The organism is Lacihabitans sp. CCS-44, assembly GCF_024343735.1.
Classification (GTDB): Bacteria; Bacteroidota; Bacteroidia; order Cytophagales; family Spirosomataceae; genus Leadbetterella.
In genome coordinates this window covers 40,634-60,363 of sequence record NZ_RJUE01000002.1, presented here as the reverse complement: position 1 = coordinate 60,363, position 19,730 = coordinate 40,634, and the positions used below count along the sequence as shown (strand labels likewise).

The following is a 19,730-nucleotide window of genomic DNA, read 5'->3' as shown; positions in this document are numbered from 1 at the left end:
GTAAAATATTAATCATTAATGAAAAATAATTGTTACTTGGCACTATTTTTATTGTATCTTTTGTGAAACCTAATTAGAAAAAATTTAAACCTTTTTCGAAAAAACGTGTCAAACCCAAAACTCCCTCCTCTATGAAGTCATTTGGACCTATTAGTCATGAAAAATTTACTGGCACTTTCGACGATGAAGCCCTGAAACACCTCCTTAAACGGACGCTTTTAGGTATAAAAATTGAGGATTTTAAAAAATTTACTGGCAAAACACTCGACCAAGTCATTGCGGTTATTTTCAAAGAAAGTGCTGCTCCTAATCCCCCAGTGAATCACTACGAAAGTGCTGTAAAAGACACAACAGGTGTGGCATTGGGCCAGACTTGGGTAAACAGCACCTATGGCGATGGTAGTATAAATAGTAGAAGGCAGCAATCTTTAAAATCTTGGTGGGTTCAGCTTATGCATTTTCAAGAAACCACGATTCATGAAAAAATGATTTTGTTTTGGCACAACCATTTCGCAACCGAGATGAATTCGTATAATGATGCCCGAATGGCCTACAAATATTTGCAGACTATAAGAAAATATGCTCTTGGCAACTTTAAGGATTTCACGAAGACCATTTCCTTAGAACCAGCGATGTTGCTTTATCTGAATGGCACACAAAATACCAAAACAGCTCCAGATGAAAACTATGCCCGCGAACTTCAAGAACTTTTTACAGTAGGCAAAGGCCCGAACTCAAAATATACTGAGGATGATGTAAAAAGTGCTGCCAAAATACTAACTGGCTACAGGATCAACAGAGAACCAATCAATAGCTATTTTCAAGCGGATAGGCATGATTCTACAGACAAAACCTTTTCGTCTTTTTATGGAAACAAGGTAATAAAAGGTCACCCAGGGGATTTCGCTACCAATGAACTCGATGATCTGCTGAACATGATTTTTGAAAAAGAAGAAGTAAGTTTACATATCATTCGAAGACTATATATTTTCTTTTTTTATTATGATATTACTCCCGAAATAGAAAGCAAATTCATTGCTCCTCTAGCTAAGATATTCAGAGACAGCAAGTTTGAGATACTGCCAGTTTTAAAAGTGATGTTCTCTAGCAAACATTTTTTTGATGCTGAACTACGCGGCTGTGTCATAAAAAGCCCAGTAGAACATCTAATGGGAACCACCAAGTTGCTTGAGCCATCATGGCCTGTTTATCAAAGCTATATAAATGAATACTACCTATTTGCCAACGATTTGGCTACGGTGGCAGACAAAGGGCAGCAGGTATTAGGTGATCCACCGAGTGTAGCCGGGTGGCCCGCTTATTACCAAGCTCCAGTTTTTCATGAAATCTGGATAAACGCCAGCACATTTCCAGAAAGAACAAAATTTACTGATACCTATATCTCAAAAGGCTATAAACGCAACAATCAAACATTACTCTTTGACCCAATAAGTTTTGTAAAAAAACTCAAGACACCTTCAGACCCTGTGAAGTTGATTGATGAATTGGTTTTTTGGTTGTTCCAAATTTCCATTTCTAACAATCTAAAAACTGAGCTAAAAACTGATATCCTTCTAGCTGGACAAGCCTCAGATTATTACTGGACAGAGCTTTGGAACGAGTCACAACAAAAACCTACCAACAATAACATCGCCATGGTAACTACTCGATTGAAAAGTCTTTTGAGTTATCTTCTTGCATTACCCGAATATCAACTAAGCTGAGCCATGAAGAGAAGAAATTTTATAAAAAACACAGTTCTGGGAGCATTAACACCCACATTTCTAAACAACCAAAGTCTCTGGGCTATGGGCAACATCGACCAGAAACTCCTAGAGAATGAAAATGTCTTGGTGGTGATTCAACTCAATGGGGGCAATGACGGTCTCAATACGGTAATTCCGATTAACCAGTACAGCAATTACAACAAAGCTCGAACTAATATAGCATTAGCAGAAGATAAAGTTATCAAAATTCCCCAAAGTGACCTGATAGGGCTGCATCCATCACTAAAAAACCTAGCTACTTTGATGAAAGATGGCAAAGGCAATATTGTACAAGATGTTGGTTATCCAAATCCAAATTTTTCGCATTTTAGAGCTACAGATATTTGGCACACTGCATCTAATGCCACTGAAGTATTAGAAAGTGGCTGGGCTGGAAGATTTTTAGCACTAGACCACCCAAATTACCCCGAGGGATACCCTTCTACAAAATATCCTGATCCATTATCTATTCAGATTGGCTCTGTGGTAAGCACGGCTCTACAAGGCCCTTTGTATAGTATGGGCATGTCTATTTCGGATACCACTAACTTCTATAATCTTATAGAAAATGCAGACCAACCTGTACCTAATACACTAGCGGGAAAGGAATTGGACTACCTAAGGCAAGTATCTAAACAAACCAACAAATACTCAGAAAGTATAAAAGCTGCAGCACTAAAAGTAAGCCAGCAGAAAGAATATCCAAACTTAAGCTTAGCCTCTCAACTCAAAATAGTTGCTAGACTAATAGCTGGAGGCCTAAAAACTAAAATCTATTATGTAAGATTAGGAGGTTTTGATACGCACAGCAGCCAAACGACTGCCACTGATACCAGCACAGGAACACATGCAACTTTAATGGCAAATTTGGGAGATTCTATTAAAGCTTTTCAAGACGACTTGAAGTTTCTGGGAGTGGCAGACAAGGTGATGGGAATGACGTATTCGGAATTTGGTCGCAGAATAAAATCTAACGCTAGCTTAGGCACAGATCATGGAGCAGCCGCACCTATGTTTTTCTTTGGCGAAAAAGTAAATCCGACTTACTTTGGAAAGCCTACCACTATTTCGGCGACAGTTGCCAACAACGACAATATTCCTATGCAACACGACTTTAGAGCCGTGTATGCATCGATTATGAAATACTGGTTTTGTAGTGATTCTGTGGAAATGAAAAGTGTATTGTTTCAAGATTTCAATACTATCCCTATTGCATCCGCTAGTATTTGTGGATATGTTACGGCCAATGAGCCCGCACTCTCCAATACTAGAATAAAAGCATTTCCGAACCCTTTTCAAGAAACACTTAATTTGAATTTTGTTTCACAAGGGGGGCAAAGTTCTATTCAAATATTAAATATGAATGGTCAAGAAGTTGCTCCTGAAATCAATGAAGAATTTGAAGCTGGCAATCACCAAATATCGCTCAACCTGAGTCACTTACAATCAGGAATTTATTTGGCTAGATATAGAAACGAAGAATATCAAGAGGTGGTAAGAGTAATGAAAAAGTAAATCATTTTTAAAAATCAATGGTTCTTTTTGGTCATTTGGGAGAATGCTCAAATATGGAAATTTGCTCTACTTTTTTGTGATGATAATCGTTGTGATAGATTCTTGAGTTAAAATTAAGTTTTTAGAACCTACTTTTTTGCTTTTCAAATTATCATCTTTTGAGGTTACAAAAGCCGCTAATTTTTGTTTCTTCCAAATTTTGGGGATTTCAATCGTTTGATTGTCAGCACTATTGACTAGAATTAAAACTACCTTACTTTTTTCTTTAAAGGCTGAAGCCATAACGTTTTTTATCTCCAAATCCACTTTGATTCTTTGCATATTTGGCCTTACAAATCTAGAATAATTACCCAAAGTCCACATTAGTTCTGAGTCTAATACTTCTCCATCAAATTTGTTATTGTCATTTTCACCCATTTTCCCATTGTTAGAAACATAAATGAGACCGTCTTTGTAATCATTGGCACTTACCGAAAGCCACCAATGCCAAGCCGAAGCATTGCTCAATGTTAAATCGGCATGAATTACCTTGGCTACATAAAGAGCCGTTTTCATACCTAAATCCATCCCACTTCCATTTATCTCACCAGCATTATCACCCAAAACACAATATTCCGATTGCCAATAATTGATGTTATGCTGTTGGATTTTTTGACCCAAATCCATTCTTTTCTTTACTAATTCTTCGTTGGGTGAAGTTGTAAAATAACTGTGACCACATATTATTTTTTCAACAGATTTCAAATTTCCGATATAATCCGAGCTTTCTTCGTCAAAAAAAGCTTGAACTTGGTTATCCTGATTTGCCTCTGTTCTGTTGGTCTTGGATTTATACAAATAGTCTATCTGGGCAGTTTCTGCCAAAGTCAGTTGAGTTTTTAGGTTTTTCTCACCAAATTTCTCATCTATCTTTCTTGTAGCCCAAGCCAAATCAGCATTGTTTATCGGTGTTCCTTCTTGTGAGCCAAATCCAGACTTTGATTTTGGCCCCCAGTCCCATTGTGGTTCGTTGAAAGGACTCAGATAATCAAACTTTAGCTTTTCGGAAACCTCGGCAAGAAAACTGGTAAATTCATCAATTTTAGATTTGTCAAAATTCCATTCGCCCAATTTACCACTACCGATTGAGATTCCGTTTTTTGTCATCGAAACAGGAGCCGAGTTTAGAAAACCCAAAGTAAAATCTACTTTATGTCGCTTCGCTGCATCCAAAAACCACTGTTGACCAGCTTGTTTTGTCCAGTCGTATTTTCCATTTTCCAAGAAACTTTCCGCCCTACGCCATTCGTTGGTAATCATACTTTTAGAGCCTTGCTCTGTGCTACCAGCTCCAATATTAAACCTCCACATCGATAACCCTATGCCCTTCGGATTTCCAGATTTATCCAGCTCTTGACTAAATAAAAGCTCTGCTATTCTTTCACGTTTTGCCAAAGGATAATATTTGCCTACCATCTGCATCGACCAGCAATCCGATGCTCCAAAACTGTGCATCTTTTGGTAAATTACAGAAGTGTCAATCTTTAGCTTTTGAGCAAACGTGCACTCACAAATAACTAATAATAAGACAATTAATTTCTTCATTTATCTATTTTTCTAAATCTTGCCTGGGCTTTTTGGAACAAATTTCTCAAATCAATCTATACTTCTGAAATACAAATTTCATGGCAATAGTAAGCACAATATCTACCAGAATACCTACTATAAAAGCCACAGCAATGCCGTAAATGGGCATCAAAATAGCCTGCAAAAACAAGAAAAATGCAAAGCCCAACGAGCCCGTAAAAAGCCCCATGTAGATTTTCCGAACTTGATAAATTCCTTGAGTATAATGTGTAAAAATGGCCAAAACTGTAGTCATAACTGGAAATGGCGTAAGAATCCCACTCCAAGTAGGACCCAAACGCTCCGCCAAAAATGTGATGGTGATAACAAAAAGTGTTATAATAATCATCCGTAGAGGAATTTCGAATCTAAGAATTTTTACGGAAAAAGACTTATGCTCAGCTACTTTCGGAAAAAAGAACAAACCCAGAAAAAGCACCAACAAACTTAATGCAAACCACTGATAAACATTCAGATAAGAAATAACCGGGTTTAAAGATACTCCAACCAAAGTATAGGCCACATAACCCGCCAACACACTTATCAGAGCATTGCTTTTACGACCCACCAACACATACACCACACAAAAGAATGACCAACCAATGATACCTACCATAACTCCAGAGATAGAATTTACGGCAAAATCAAGCCCTTGTTCGAGAGCTATAAACAAAATAATAGGCCCAGCCACCCAAGGCAAACCCGCCAAAATACCACCAATGCTATTTCCCCATTTTTTGCTGACCACAGTAACCAATGCCACCACAGTGGGCATTATAAGGAGTTTTATGTAGAATGAATTCATAAATAAGTGGAGCGATTTTTCAAATCGCTCAAAGAAATATTTGTACTTTTTATTACCAAATGAATAAAACAAAAAATCTGTGCCAATCTATTAAATCTGTGTCATCTGTGTCATCTGTGTTCCAAAAAAGAATTACCTCCGCTTGGTCCGCTTCCCATCAGCCCTTCCACCCGAAGAGCGATTTGATTTTTTAGACTTTGGAAAAGGTAAAGTTTTGCCTGAATCTTTTATTTTGAAACTGCTGCCCTCTACCGAGATCAGCTCCAAGTCCATGGAGCGTTTTTCTAGGTCTGTGGCTTTTATTTTTACTCTTACGGTGTTTCCAAAACCAATAATTTTGCCTTTTCTTCGACCTACTACTCTGAAATTATCGGCATCGTATTCGTAGAAATCGTCGGTAAGGTCGGCCAAACGCACCATGCCCTCGCATCCTGTGTTTTCTATTTCCACAAATATCCCAAACTCAGCCACGCCTGTCACCACTCCGTTGAAAATATCTGAGCGAGACTGGTAGCTCATGTATTCTACCTGTTTGTACTTGATAGAGGCTCTTTCAGCTTCGGCTGCCAACTTTTCTTGGTCTGACGAGTGCTTACATTTTACCTCAAAATCATCCTCTGGTAGCGACTTCCCGCCATCCAAATAGTGCTGAAGCATTCGGTGAGCCATCACATCAGGATATCTTCTAATTGGCGAAGTAAAGTGGCTGTAATGGTCAAAAGCCAAGCCAAAATGCCCCAAATTTTGGGTAGAATAGCGTGCCTTACTCATCGTTCTTACAGCCAAAGATTCCAAAACGTTTTGCACTGGGGAGCCTTCTATTTCGGTCATCAAGCCATTCAATGACTTTGAAAGTGCTGCGGTAGAACCCGTTTTTACCACAAAACCTAGCTTATTGGCAAACTTCGCAAAAGTCTCCATTTTGGTAGGATTTGGCGGTTCGTGAACTCTATACACCATGGTATAAGCTTCGGCCTCTTTGTCTTTTTTCTTAGCAATATTATACACAAACTGAGCCACGTGTTTGTTGGCCAAAAGCATGAATTCTTCTATAAGTTTGTGTGCATCTTTACGTACTTTTTGATAAACGCCTACTGGTCGGCCTTTTTCGTCCAGATTAAACTTCGTCTCGTTGGTTTCGAAATTAAAAGCTCCTTTGTTGAATCGTTCTTTCCTCAAAATCAAAGCCATACGATTCAGGTTTTTCAGAATCGGGTCATAAACTGATTCCTTATTTTCTGTATCTTCTATTACTTCTTGGGCTTCTTCGTATGCAAATCTTCTGTCAGAATGTATGATCGCTCGGCCAAACCATTCTCCCACCACTTGAGCGGCATGATTCATCTCAAAAACCGCCGAAAAAACCAATTTGTCTTCGTTGGGTCTGAGCGAACAAAGGTTATTGGATAGTTTTTCTGGTAACATCGGAATCGTTCTGTCCACCAAATACACCGAAGTAGCTCTTCTGAAAGCCTCGGCTTCGAGCTTAGTATTGAGCTGCAAATAATGCGAAACATCGGCTATGTGTACGCCAATTTCATAATTTCCGTTTTCCAAAACCTTGTAACTGATGGCATCATCAAAGTCTTTGGCATCGGCTGGGTCTATCGTGAATGTGAGCGTTTGACGGAAATCTCGGCGTTTTTTTATTTCATCTTCAGTGATAATTTCACTAATCGCCTCCGCTTCATTGTGTACATCGTCAGGAAATTTTATAGGCAAGCCAAATTCCGCCATGATGGCATGCATTTCTGCATCATTGTCGCCTGCTTTTCCAAGAACTTCAACTACAGAGCCAGAGGCTTGTACATGGTTTTCAGGGAATTTCAGGATTTTTACTATCACCAAGTCGTTGGTTTCCGCACCGTTTATTTGGTCTTTTGCCACAAAAACATTTTCATGAAAACCCTTATTGTCAGGACTTACCAGAGCGTAATTTGCGAAAACCTTTATTTTGCCTACTACCTCATCTCTTCCTCTCGAAAGCACCTCCACTACCCTACCTTCAGGATTTTTGCCGTTTTTGCGTTGTCCAATTATTTTTACAGAAACGGTATCACCGTCCAAAGCACCATTTAAATCATCAGAATTTACAAATATATCTGACTCGTTTTCATTAAATCTGATAAAAGCAAACTTCGGATTTACGAAATCTACTTTGCCTGTAATATGCTCTCTTTTGGGCTCATTATTTATCACAAATCTACTTCCACCTATCGACATTATCTTACCTTCGTCCACCAAATCTTCCAGTATTAACTTCACGAAAATCTTCTCTTCGCTGTCGTACACATCGAGGTAATTATACAAGTCGTTCATCGTATAATTTCTATCCGTATTTTCTTTAAAAAATGTGTGAATCTGTTCCTTTTGGTCTAAAACTGCAGACCTTTTCTTCCTTTTTGCCATTTATCACTAATCTATTTCATATAAAAATATAAATCTACCATATTTGTAGAAAATTTCATTATTCAAACCTATAAATTGTACTTTATGCGTTCTTCGCTTGTCCTGATTTTAGCCGTTCTACTGTTAAATATTTCTCAAGTTTTTTCTCAAGACAAGGACAAAGAAATTCATATAAAAAAGACCCCCTTTCCTGTAAAAATAGATGGTATTCTAGACGATGAGGTTTGGAAATCTGCAGACTTAGCAACGGGATTCTTTCAAAATGCCCCATTTGATACTTCATTTGCTAAAAACCAAACTGAGGTAAGGCTAACGTTTGATGACAAGTTTCTTTATGTGGCCATGAAGGCCTATCAACCCAAAAACGCCTATACGGTTAGTTCGTTAAAAAGAGATTTCGAAAGTGGCTCAAGTGATGTTTTTTCCGTGACTATAGATGCTTTTAAAGATAAACTAAACGGCATGCAGTTTTCGGTTTCACCGCTCAATTCGCAACGAGAAGGCCTGATTTCACTTGGAACGCAAGCCGATTTTTCGTGGGACAACAAGTGGTTTTCGAAAGTCAAAAACTATGAGGAATATTGGACAGTTGAATTTGCTATTCCTTTTACCACGCTGCGTTACAAGGTTTCGTCGGGCAATAACAGCTGGAGAATAAACTTCGGGAGGTTTTTTATGCAAACCAATGAATCGGCCACCTGGTCGCCAGTTCCAAGAAATTTCAAACCGAACAACCTAGCTTTTACAGGTCTGTTGATTTGGGACGATGCTCCACCAAAACCGGGTGCCAACATTTCATTAATCCCTTATTTATCAACCAATTACTCAAAGGATTTTCCAAGAAACGAAAACTTAGAGGCTCTAAAACCAGACGGAAGAACAAAACTTGGAGCAGGAATGGATGCCAAAATTGCTATAACACCATCACTCAATTTGGACCTGACGGTAAATCCAGATTTCTCGCAAGTAGAAGTTGATGCACAACAAACCAATTTGAGTCGTTTTGAGTTATTTTTCCCCGAAAAAAGACAGTTTTTCATCGAAAACTCTGACCTTTTTGGAACATTTGGTTTCCCATCTTCTCGTCCGTTCTTTTCCAGAAGAATTGGCTTGACAAGAAATAAATTTACAGGTCTTGTAGAACAAGTACCGATTTTTGGAGGTGCAAGATTGAGTGGAAAGCTTAATGAAAATTGGAGAATAGGTGTCATGAATATGCAAACTGGCAAACTAAATCACGCCGACAATGAATTTTCGCCAGCCACAAACTTCTCTGTTGGAGTAGTGCAAAGAAAGGTGTTTTCAAGGTCCTACATTGGTGCTATAGTAGTCAACAAAGAGAATATTTTCAAAAACCTACCCGAAACAAGCACCGATGGCATTGCTAAATATAACCGCATGGCTGGTCTAGAATTCAATTACTATTCACCAGATAACAGACTCGAAAGCGAGACTTCCTACCACCAATCTTTTAGTCCGGGTGCAGGGAAAGATGCGAGTATGATAAATCAATACGTAGGCTATCATCATCCACATATTGATATTAATCTTGGCATAGCACGACTTGGAAAAGATTACAATACCGAGGTGGGTTATACTCCTCGACCTGGAGTTTATAATTTATACCGACCTGTTACATTTATTTTTAACCCTAAAAATCCAAAAGTTGCAAAAAAAATAAACTCTTTCGGTGTCGGAATAGATGGAAGTGATGTTTTTGACCTTAATGGTAAACGATTGGATACCGAATCGCCTGTTTTCTTTTATGTTAGCACGCCCTCAGAGGGTCAGTTGACAACGGGTTATTATATGGCCTACACTCGACTGCAATCACCGTTTGACATCACCAATGCATCCGACAATCCCAATCCTGATTTTTCCAAAAACGTGGTGCCATTACCAGTGGATATTTACAAGACAAGGAATTATTTTGTGGAAATTACTTCTCCAAAAAGATTCAATTTCTTTGGGAATTTCTTGATTTACGGAGGCAATAATTTTAGAAGCGAAAAAATAAATGAGGGCAAAGTTTTGGGTATAGAATCGACTTTTAACTACAGAATTCAGCCATACGGAAAAGTTGCGATGGACATATATTATACAGACATAAAAATGCAGAAACCTTATAATTCTGTAAAATACTGGTTGATAGGCCCAAAGGCAGAAATGTCGTTTTCGAAGTCGGTGTTTTTGAGTACGTATTTTCAATACAATTCGCAAACCAACAATACCAACATCAACAGCCGTTTGCAATGGAGATTTAAACCTGTGAGCGATATATTTTTGGTGTATACCGACAATTATTTTGCTGAGCAAATACCGAGATTCGGCATACAACCATGGACTCCGAAAAACCGAGCTTTAATCTTGAAAATGACTTATTGGTTAAATGTTTAAACTTCAAAACAAAATGAAAATCAACAAATTAAGTACTTTATTTTTACTGATTTCTTTCGGTATTTCCGCCCAAGAAGTCCCTTCAGAGGTATTAAAACTGACCGAAAACATTGATACAAACAAAATCAAAGCACATGTAGCTTATTTGTCAAGCGATGCCCTTTTAGGCAGAAAACCTGGCAAACCTGGCTACCAAATGGCAGTGGATTATGTCATAAAAGAATACAAAAGTATGGGTATTTTGCCTGCCGGAGAAAATGGCGGCTATACGCAAAAAGTAAACTTGAGAAATTCAAAATTGGTAAAAGAAAAGACCAGTTTGAGTTTCACACAAAGTGATGGTTCTTCCAAAAAATTAACCCTTGGTGAAGATTATTTGTTTTACGCTAATCCCGAAAAAGCCAAGGTAGATTTCAATGCACCTTTGGTATTTGTTGGGTCGGGCATAGACGCCCCTGAACTGGGCTTCAACGATTACAAAAACATTGACGTAAAAGGCAAAATCTGTGTGGTTTTACAAAAATCACCTGACAATGTACCTGCCAACGTGAAACTACACCTCAGATATCCAAGCACTTACCAGGATTACGCATTAAAACATGGAGCAGTTGGCGTATTGCTTTGCAATTATGAAAACAATACGGCACGTTTTAAAGTAGGAGCCAATTTGTCTATCCAAGGCGGAAGCAATGTGTCTATAAAACCTGATGGAAAACTAACCCCTTCGGCCAATTATATGGGTGGAAATATGCAATTGGCTGGAAGTATCACAGTAGATGTTTTGAAAGATTTGATGAAAGCCAATGGCCTGAATCTAGAAGAAATATGGAAAAGTTTGGAAAAAGGAAATTATGTAAGCCAAAACTTAAAAACAACAGCCACAGGCTCTTACGAATCTATTTACAGTGATATTGATAGTTATAATGTCATCGGAAAAATAGAAGGAACCGACAAAAAACTCAAGAAAGAATACGTCATTCATTCTGCACATTTGGATCATTTGGGAGTAGGAAAAGCTATTGAAGGCGACTCGATTTATAACGGAGCTCATGACAACGCCTCAGGCGTAGCCGCTGCTTTGGAAATAGCCAGAACCTACAGCCAATTAACCATAAAACCTAAACGCAGCATGTTGTTTTTGATGTGTACTGCTGAAGAAATGGGGCTTTTAGGTTCGGCATATTTTGCAAATAACCCGACTGTGCCGAAAAAAGACATCGTAGTAGACGTAAACACCGATATGCCTACATTTTTGGCCCAATTGGAATCCATAGCTCCGCTTGGAGCTGAGCATAGTACGCTTGAAGATATCACAAAAAAAGCGGCTAAACTTCTAAATCTAAGCATAGAAACTGACCCTGAACCAACCGAAGGGCGTTTTGTGAGAAGCGATCAATACAGTTTTGTGAAGGCGGGAATTCCAGCCTTGCACGTGAAGTTTGGACACATAAATTCTAACAAAAACTTGGCAGAAGACGTAAAAAAATGGCGTGCTGCACATTATCATAAACCATCAGACCAAATAGAAAATGGATTTGTGTGGTCGGCAAGTAGAAAATATGCCCAAGTAAATTTCCTTATCAGTTATATGGCAGCACAAGACAAAAAACGTGTATCATGGAAAAAAGACGACTTCTTTTATTTGAGGTTGAAGAAGTGACATTTTGGATATGTTATGTCCTCGCGGTTAATGTACTTTGGCTAACGTAATTTGACCGCTCTGCGGTCATTATTCTTATTTTAATTCCTAGTTCTAATATAATTTGACCACTCTGCGGTCATTATTGTTATTTTAATTTCTGTGCCAATTATAATTTGACCGCTCTGCGGTCATTATTATATAAAGTAATGACCTCAGAGAGGTCAGACTATATTAGAAATTAAAGAGAAGAGTTAGCAAACAACGACCTCGAAGAGGTCGAACCATCCATGTAGCTTGCCAGTCATTTCTTATTCTTGCTGTAGAACTATCATTTCGTAAGCTCCTAGTTTAACCTTTCCTCCATACAATTTTGAATCATTCATAGAAAAAATCACACAAGCAAGCTTTTCCTTTACCAAAACCTCCACGTTTTCATTCGTAATATTCTGAATAACAAGCACATAGCCATCCTGATGGGGCCTAATGAAGGATACTACTTTTTTATTAGAAATGCTTGCCTTTTGAAGATTCGGAGGACTAATTTGAGCCAAAGCTGGAATAGATTTTCGCAAGGCAATCAGTTTTCGGTAATGATTAAAAAGCGAATTCTCATCCTCTATTTGAAACTTCAGAGGCGTGGTTTTGGAGTCGGTGTTATAAACTGGTTTTCGCCAGTTGGTTCGGTCATTGTCTTCGGACCGTTTGTTCCAAATAAATGCTTCTCTGATGTTTTCATCGGGTTTCTTGCCTTTCATTCCTATTTCTTCTCCATAATATAAATATGGATTTCCGGGCAGAGTAAATAGTAAATTAGCCGCCATTTTGAGCTTTTCACTGTTTCCTTCAGCCACACTTCCAATCCGATTTTGATCATGATTACTGAGCATAGTGGCATCTATAAATTCTGGATTTTCTGCAGAAAAAAGTTTGTAATTCGAAATCAGCATCGAAACAATATCTTTAGAATCTTTGCCCAATTTTACAATATCTTGTATCGCAAAACACAAATCAAAATTAAAATTCGCCTTCAAACCTCTAAAAAACGGAGCAATTTTTTCGGCCGAAGTCCACACCTCTCCTACTATATACACATCCGATTTTATGGATTCCATTCTTTGTCTGAATTCTTGCCAAAAAGCATGACATTTATGAGCTTCCCAATCAGGATAAATGTGTTTCGCTGCATCCATCCTGAATCCGTCAACACCTTTTTCTAACCAAAATCTACCAATTTCGTAAACCTCCTCCCTCACTTTCAGATTGTCCATATTCAGGTCTGGCATTTCGCTCCAAAACATGCCGTAGTATTTTTCATCATCGGCTTTATTTGCCCAATGCCAAGGTTGTTTCTCAGCACTGTCGGCAGTGGCTTCTCGTTCGGCTATTCCTTTGGCTTTTATTTGGGCGGGTGAAAGCCAATTGTAATAGTTTCTGTACAGATTTTCTTTACCCTTTTTGGCTTCTTGAAACCACCAATGCTGGCTGCTCGTATGATTTATCACCAAATCCAACAATACTTTTATATTCCGCTTGTGTGCTTCTCTAACTAAGTTTTCAAAGTCGCCCAGGGTACCACACTCTGGATCGACGGACTTATAATCAATCACATCGTACTTATGATATGAATTTGACCTGAAGAAAGGCGTTATCCAGATTCCTTCAATGCCCAGAAATTGGAGATAATCAAGTTTAGACGTGATTCCTTTCAAATCTCCTTTTCCGTCATGATTTGAATCACAGAAAGAACGAATGAAGATTTCATAAAAAACCTTCGGAGTTTGTGCTTGTTGGTTATTAGTCAAATGCTTCTTTTTAAAATATTATCATAGGTGACACAAAGATAAAACTTATGATAGCATTAAATAAATCGGAAGAAGAAACGGGTTATGAATCTTCTAAAAAGGCAAATTTTTTAGCTAAAAACAAAAAAGAAGACCAAATACGGTCTTCCTTTTCGAATCTTTTATTCAACCTTTGAATATTACTTTCTTTTAATAACAAATACATTAATCGCAGCATAAATCAACCAAATCCATGGAGCTCCATGCATCAGTAAGTCGCCCCAATCCATCATTTGCATACCTTTGGCTCCTCCCAAAACCCACCTTATTTTACCTAAAACATGTGGCTCAGGCACAAATGGAGCGAGACCTAAGGTCATTGAAGCCATCAGAGGTGCGAGAAGTGTCCTGTATTTTTCTTGCATTACTTTACTCCTTTAGCAGCCAAACCAGTATAGCCAGCACCGCTCAAATTATAGACTTGTGTAAAACCCGCCTGCTGCAACATAGCAGAAGCCTTAGAACTTCTACCTCCTACGGCACAATAAACAAAAACTGGCTTACTCTTGTCAAGTTTGCTAGCTTGTTCTAGAAAGTTTGGATCTGCTATGCTAATCAATTTTGAGGAACCTATTTTGCCCTGAGCCCACTCGCCAGGAGTTCTAACATCAATCAACTGTGCATTAGGAGTAGATTTGATTTTGGAAACAAACCCATCCAAATCCATGGTTTTAACTTGCGAATTTGCCTCTGAGCAGTTGAACAATCCAAACCCAATGAGGAACACGAACAATAAACTTTTAACTTTTTTCATCTTTTCTTTATTAAATCTTCAATTAATCCAAAAACCAAATACCCCATTACGGCTCCATAAATAGTTGAATTGAGCGGCTTGGAGGTTATCATGCAAGTACCTGACGAACAACCAATTTGCTGCCAGTACAAATACCCACTTGTAGCTCCTAAAATAACTCCTAAAATTGGAATCAAAAACTTCTTCATTGCTTTTCTGCCTTTATTTCTTCGAATTCAATAGTCTCCGTATCCTTTTGGTCGAGTTTCGAAACAGGCACAGAGGCACATGCCGCACAACCGGTGTTGGTTATGGCTTGAAAAACAAACAAACCACCAATTATAGCAAAAACATAGTTTTTACCGGTAATGCTCGTGATGATGATGTAAATGCCCATAATCAACCTCAACCACCGCATAAAATTCCAACCTGACAATATCGTTTCTTTCATTGCTTCTTATTATTGAACATTCAAATATATGAACATTTAATCATATAATCATTTTTGAAATCCAAAAAGTTCATTCTGAGAAAAAATATTTAGCCCATTGCAACCAAAATATCATTGCCAGACTCTCTATAAACATAAGGGGTTTAAGGGTAATAATTTGATGGCGAGTGTCCTTTGGACCTCGCCATTCAAATCAAAAAAAATATAAGATGAGATATTTTCTTTTAATACTTTTTTTGATGCTAAATGCTTGCAAAAGCGGCGATGCCATCAGTCCAGATGATAGTTATACCATAGGATTGGCCAGCAGGAGCAGCATTCATTCGAAATGGAAACTTGTTTCTTTTGAAAATAATCAGAAGATTAATTATGAAGTTGTTTTAGAATTTAAAGCCGAAAGAAACGAAAAAGGTCGTCAAATATTAAGTGGAAAAAGCTCCATTAACTTCTACCAAGCTGATTTTATAATTGAAAATTCTAAATTAGTTATTAGTAACCTTAGCAAGACAGAAATTGCAGGTAATGCGTCGGCAGAGGCCTTTGAAGCAGAATATCTTAAAAGGTTATCAGAAACAACAAACTTCAATATTTCTAGCGAAACACTTACTTTAAGTACAGCCAAACAACAGATGACATTCAAACTTAATAATTGATATGAAAAAGATAATTCTAAGCATCTCACTTACAGCCATATTACTTATAATGAGTAATTGCGAACAATCCACGCCAAAGGTAAAATCAGTAAATATTTCCGCTGATTTTGCCACCAAGACTTCCAATTTTGCATTTGAATTTTGGAAAAAACTCCAAGACAATGAATCGATAAACAACAACTATTTCATCTCGCCTCTCAGCCTCCACATAGCTTTAGGAATGCTTCTGAATGGTGCTGACACCGAAACCAAGACCGAGATTCAAAAAGTTTTGGGCTTAGAAAATCAAAGTATGGAAGAAATAAACAAAACCTATTTGGAATTGATAGAAAACCTTCCTAAAGTAGATCCAAAAGTAGTTAACACCATTGCCAACTCCATCTGGCAAGACAAAAACTTTAGCTCTGAAAAGGATTTTACGGACAATCTGACCACTCATTTTAAAGCTAGATTATACAATGAAGATTTTGCTAATCCAACTACCGTTAACAAAATAAATCAATGGGCAAGCGATAATACCAATGCCAAAATAAAGAAGATTATAGAGCAAATAGAACCAAGTCAAGTCATGTTTTTGATAAACGCGTTGTATTTCAAAGGGGACTGGACAAGAGAATTTAAGACTGAAAATACGCACAGGACAGAATTTAAAGGCACAAATACCACTAAAATGGTGGACATGATGAATCAGACCTCAGAATTTAAATACTCAGAACAGTCTGATTATCAACTGGTAGAATTGCCTTATGGTAGCGAAAAATACAGTATGACCGTCCTTTTACCTAAAAATGGAACGGTAGAGAGTATCGTAAAAAACCTCAATGCAACAAATTGGCAGTCTGCTCAAAGTGCATTGAGCAAAAGAAAAGTGGTGGTCGGTTTGCCAAAATTCACAATAGAATACTCTAAAAAACTAAATGGAATACTTGGACAAATGGGCATGCTGAAAGCATTTACAGATCAGGCAGATTTGTCAAAAATAGCCAAACCTGCTGGCAAACTGAAAGTGGGATTTGTAAAACAAGATACTTTTGTAGCTGTAGACGAAAAAGGTACTGAAGCGGCTGCGGTAACCACGATTGGCATTGAGGTAACTTCATTGCCAGTTTACCCTGAAATAATCTGCAACAAACCCTTTGTATTTTTGATAACAGAAAAAACCTCAAATACGATAATGTTTATCGGTAAAGTTTCAAATCTATGAAAAGAATACTATTTTTCTTAACAGTGGCCATTGCCAACTGGAGTTGTATAGACGAATGCAACCAAACAAGGACTTACCGGACCACGGTGCCATTTCAGATTGGACAGGAGCAACTCAAAAACGGTATCACAAATGAAGGTCCCCAAGACTTGGTAAAACCTTCAAAAATATATGCTTATGAAAATTATCTGATTATAAGTGAAACAAAAAAAGGCTTGCATATTATTGATAACACCAGTCCGTCGAGTCCAGTAAAAGTTTCATTTTTAAAAATACCTGGCGTGATAGATATGGCGGTGCGAGATAATATTCTCTACGCCGACAGCTACACAGACTTAGTGGCTTTGGATATTTCCAATCCGAAGGCCATAAAGGAAGTTGGGCGTCTGAAAAACATGTTTAATCATGGCTTGATTGATGGAATAAGTTGGTATTACGATCCTTATTCAAAGATTATAACAGACTACGAGTTTAAGACCGTAACCGAGACCGTATCGACAAACTGCGGTCAGAATAGCAATGTTTGGCCAGTGTTTAGAGGCGGCATAGCAGAAGACTTGGCATTTAATTCTGGTACTAAGGGACAAACATCCTCAAGTTCAGGGACAGGAGGTTCAATGGCCAGATTTACTATTTATGAGGATTATTTGTATGCCGCCACACAGTCTGACCTCTTAGTATTTAACATCAAAAACGAACAAAAGCCTGACTCCATTAGCAAAGTAAATCTAGGCTGGGGAATCGAAACTATCTTCCCTTACAAAGACAAGCTTTTCATTGGTTCCAACACAGGTATGCACATTTTTGACAATTCGAGCCCTGCTTCTCCAAAAAGACTGTCGATATTCCAACACGCTAGGGCTTGCGATCCCGTGGTGGTTGAAAACGACAAAGCCTATGTAACTCTACGCCAAGGCTGGTGTGGAGCAGCTCCCAATCAGCTCGATGTGGTAGATGTTAAAAACCTATCTGCACCGTTTTTGATAAAATCATACCAAATGGAAAACCCTCATGGATTGTCTATAATGAACAACAAACTAACGGTTTGTGAAGGCAAATTTGGCTTAAAATCTTTTGATGCCAAAGAGGCCACAGATCTAAAACTTCAACAACATATCAAAAATATTCATGCCTTTGATGTGATCCAATTAGACGACAAACACTTGCTTATGGTGGGCGAAGACGGCCTGTATCAATATGACAACACCGACCCTAAAAACTTGAAACTTTTAAGCAAAATAGAAGTAAAAAAATGAAAAAGATATTAATTCTAGGCATCATTGGAAGTTTCGTATTTAATACTTCCTTCGGACAAAAAGAAAAACTCTTCAAGTATCCATTCGTAAACCAGACGGAATTTGGAGTGCTATTTGGGCGAGTAAAAAATACAAATTACTACTACCCAGGCTATTCGAGTTATTGGCCTTCTCCTACCCAAAACGGATTCAGTATTCAAAACGTGGCGAGTTTGAGTTTGCAAACATTTAATGGTTTTCAGGTACGGAAAAAGACCACAGTCGGACTTACCACCGGCTTAGACTTGTACTCATCGAGCCTTCTTGTACCAGTAGCATTGGGTGTTAGACATGTTTTTTACGAAAAAAACCAACAAGGAGCAAAATTACAAGCAGGTTTAGACGCTGGGGTGGGTTCTGCCATAGCCAACGCAGCAAATAGTTTTGAAACCGTGAAAGGTGGAGTTCTGCTCAATCCAACCGTAGGTTTTAAGTTTCCAACAAAAAATGGGTCTTCTTGGTTAATTAACTTCGGATATAAATACCAATATATGGAAATCTCTCAAATTATTCAGCCAACGGACATTTACAATATTTCGAGTACAGAAACCAGGAACTTAAAACGTTTTCAGGTAAAATTAGGATTTGAGTTTTGAGTTTTCTAATAACCTGAAACGTCTTCTTTTTTTTGAGCCTCATTGCTTTTTAGGCCAAGTCTAGCTTTGGCATCTTCGATGATGGTTATCGTGGCGGTTGCTCCTAGTCTTGTGCAGCCCAATTCTCTGACTTTTAGCAATCCATCAAGTGTTCTTACACCGCCGGCTGCTTTAATTTGTACATTTGGGTCAGTGTGTTTTCGCATCAATATCAAATCTGACTCTGTAGCTCCTTTGTAATTATAATCACCATTGGGCTGTTTTACATAACCGTACCCAGTGGAAGTTTTTATAAAAGCCACACCGATTATAGAGCAAATTTTACAAAGTTTGATTTTGTATTTGTCTTTCGTAAGGAAATCGTTTTCAAAAATCACCTTCAAAATCGCTCCGTGTTTTACACATTCTTTGTTAATGGCATTGATTTCTTTCTTTACGTATCGCCAATCGTCACCCAAAACTTTGCCAGCGTTTACTACCATGTCTATTTCTGTGGCTCCGTCTTTACAAGCCAGCCTAGTCTCAAATACTTTGGCTTGGATGGTGCCATTTCCATGAGGAAATCCAATCACACTACAGACTTTCACACCGCTTCCTTTCAATATTTCTGCGGCCTCTTTTACAAAATATGGTTTTATACAAACAGCCGCCACATCATATTCCTTCGCTATTTGGCAACCTTCAATTAAGTCTTTGTCCGTCATCGTGGGGTGCAACAACGAGTGATCTATCATTTTAGAAATATCCTTGATAGTAAACATGTTTTTGGTCTTTTGTAAAAAATTGAAGATATTTATAAACGTGAAGATATAAAATAT

17 protein-coding genes are annotated in these 19,730 nt (G+C 38.0%); 8 read left to right on the top strand and 9 right to left on the bottom strand.

What is annotated here, in order from left to right; all coding sequences use genetic code 11:
• Positions 1-131 precede the first annotated feature (131 nt).
• Positions 132-1,724 carry a DUF1800 family protein gene (locus tag EGI26_RS01640; RefSeq protein ID WP_255075921.1) on the top strand — a complete coding sequence of 531 codons (1,593 nt, stop codon included), beginning with the start codon at positions 132-134 and terminating at the stop codon, positions 1,722-1,724.
• Between the two features lie 3 nt (positions 1,725-1,727).
• Complete coding sequence (locus tag EGI26_RS01635; protein WP_255075919.1) at positions 1,728-3,281, top strand: DUF1501 domain-containing protein; 1,554 nt, start codon at positions 1,728-1,730, stop codon at positions 3,279-3,281.
• 66 nt (positions 3,282-3,347) lie between these two features.
• Here the strand turns inward: EGI26_RS01635 and EGI26_RS01630 are convergent, their stop codons facing one another.
• From EGI26_RS01630 to rnr, 3 genes are all read right to left on the bottom strand, one after another.
• The gene (locus EGI26_RS01630; RefSeq protein WP_255075917.1) at positions 3,348-4,865 is read right to left on the bottom strand and encodes a glycoside hydrolase; all 1,518 of its coding nucleotides are present in this window, start codon (positions 4,863-4,865) and stop codon (positions 3,348-3,350) included.
• Positions 4,866-4,911: 46 nt separating this feature from the next.
• Positions 4,912-5,691: a hypothetical protein gene (locus tag EGI26_RS01625; protein ID WP_255075915.1), complete on the bottom strand. Its 780-nt coding sequence runs from the start codon at positions 5,689-5,691 to the stop codon at positions 4,912-4,914.
• A gap of 132 nt (positions 5,692-5,823) precedes the next feature.
• Positions 5,824-8,100, bottom strand: coding sequence for a ribonuclease R (rnr, locus tag EGI26_RS01620; RefSeq protein WP_255075914.1), 2,277 nt, complete (start codon positions 8,098-8,100; stop codon positions 5,824-5,826).
• Between the two features lie 84 nt (positions 8,101-8,184).
• Here rnr and EGI26_RS01615 point away from each other — a divergent pair, with 84 nt between their 5' ends.
• Together EGI26_RS01615 and EGI26_RS01610 are read left to right on the top strand one after the other, a co-directional pair.
• A complete protein-coding gene (locus EGI26_RS01615) occupies positions 8,185-10,497 on the top strand; it encodes a carbohydrate binding family 9 domain-containing protein (RefSeq protein ID WP_255075913.1) in 2,313 nt (770 codons plus the stop codon).
• Between the two features lie 13 nt (positions 10,498-10,510).
• Positions 10,511-12,157, top strand: a complete 1,647-nt coding sequence (locus EGI26_RS01610; RefSeq protein ID WP_255075912.1) for a M20/M25/M40 family metallo-hydrolase — start codon at positions 10,511-10,513, stop codon at positions 12,155-12,157.
• 290 nt (positions 12,158-12,447) lie between these two features.
• On the opposite strand, the gene EGI26_RS01605 is transcribed toward EGI26_RS01610, so the two are convergent.
• From EGI26_RS01605 to EGI26_RS01585, 5 genes are all read right to left on the bottom strand, one after another.
• Entirely contained in the window at positions 12,448-13,941 is a 1,494-nt protein-coding gene (locus EGI26_RS01605; protein ID WP_255075911.1) for an alpha-amylase family glycosyl hydrolase, read from the bottom strand.
• A 179-nt stretch (positions 13,942-14,120) separates the two neighbouring features.
• The gene (locus tag EGI26_RS01600) at positions 14,121-14,345 is read right to left on the bottom strand and encodes a hypothetical protein (protein ID WP_255075910.1); all 225 of its coding nucleotides are present in this window, start codon (positions 14,343-14,345) and stop codon (positions 14,121-14,123) included.
• Positions 14,345-14,734: a rhodanese-like domain-containing protein gene (locus tag EGI26_RS01595; protein WP_255075909.1), complete on the bottom strand. Its 390-nt coding sequence runs from the start codon at positions 14,732-14,734 to the stop codon at positions 14,345-14,347. Before EGI26_RS01595 ends, EGI26_RS01600 begins: the two co-directional genes overlap by 1 nt.
• Positions 14,731-14,922, bottom strand: coding sequence for a DUF6132 family protein (locus EGI26_RS01590; RefSeq protein WP_255075908.1), 192 nt, complete (start codon positions 14,920-14,922; stop codon positions 14,731-14,733). The genes EGI26_RS01595 and EGI26_RS01590 overlap by 4 nt, the downstream gene beginning before the upstream one ends.
• A complete protein-coding gene (locus EGI26_RS01585; protein ID WP_255075907.1) occupies positions 14,919-15,164 on the bottom strand; it encodes a hypothetical protein in 246 nt (81 codons plus the stop codon). Before EGI26_RS01585 ends, EGI26_RS01590 begins: the two co-directional genes overlap by 4 nt.
• A 209-nt stretch (positions 15,165-15,373) precedes the next feature.
• On the opposite strand from EGI26_RS01585, the gene EGI26_RS01580 reads away from it, so the two are divergent.
• The 4 genes from EGI26_RS01580 to EGI26_RS01565 are packed head-to-tail and all read left to right on the top strand — an operon-like array spanning position 15,374 to position 18,912.
• A complete protein-coding gene (locus EGI26_RS01580; RefSeq protein ID WP_255075906.1) occupies positions 15,374-15,817 on the top strand; it encodes an META domain-containing protein in 444 nt (147 codons plus the stop codon).
• A 1-nt stretch (position 15,818) separates the two neighbouring features.
• Positions 15,819-17,021: a serpin family protein gene (locus EGI26_RS01575; protein ID WP_255075905.1), complete on the top strand. Its 1,203-nt coding sequence runs from the start codon at positions 15,819-15,821 to the stop codon at positions 17,019-17,021.
• On the top strand, positions 17,018-18,277 hold the full coding sequence (locus EGI26_RS01570) for an LVIVD repeat-containing protein (protein ID WP_255075904.1): 1,260 nt from the start codon (positions 17,018-17,020) through the stop codon (positions 18,275-18,277). The genes EGI26_RS01575 and EGI26_RS01570 overlap by 4 nt, the downstream gene beginning before the upstream one ends.
• A complete protein-coding gene (locus tag EGI26_RS01565; RefSeq protein WP_255075903.1) occupies positions 18,274-18,912 on the top strand; it encodes a hypothetical protein in 639 nt (212 codons plus the stop codon). The genes EGI26_RS01570 and EGI26_RS01565 overlap by 4 nt, the downstream gene beginning before the upstream one ends.
• 5 nt (positions 18,913-18,917) lie before the next feature.
• On the opposite strand, the gene deoC is transcribed toward EGI26_RS01565, so the two are convergent.
• Positions 18,918-19,673: a deoxyribose-phosphate aldolase gene (deoC, locus tag EGI26_RS01560; RefSeq protein ID WP_255075902.1), complete on the bottom strand. Its 756-nt coding sequence runs from the start codon at positions 19,671-19,673 to the stop codon at positions 18,918-18,920.
• Positions 19,674-19,730 lie beyond the last annotated feature (57 nt).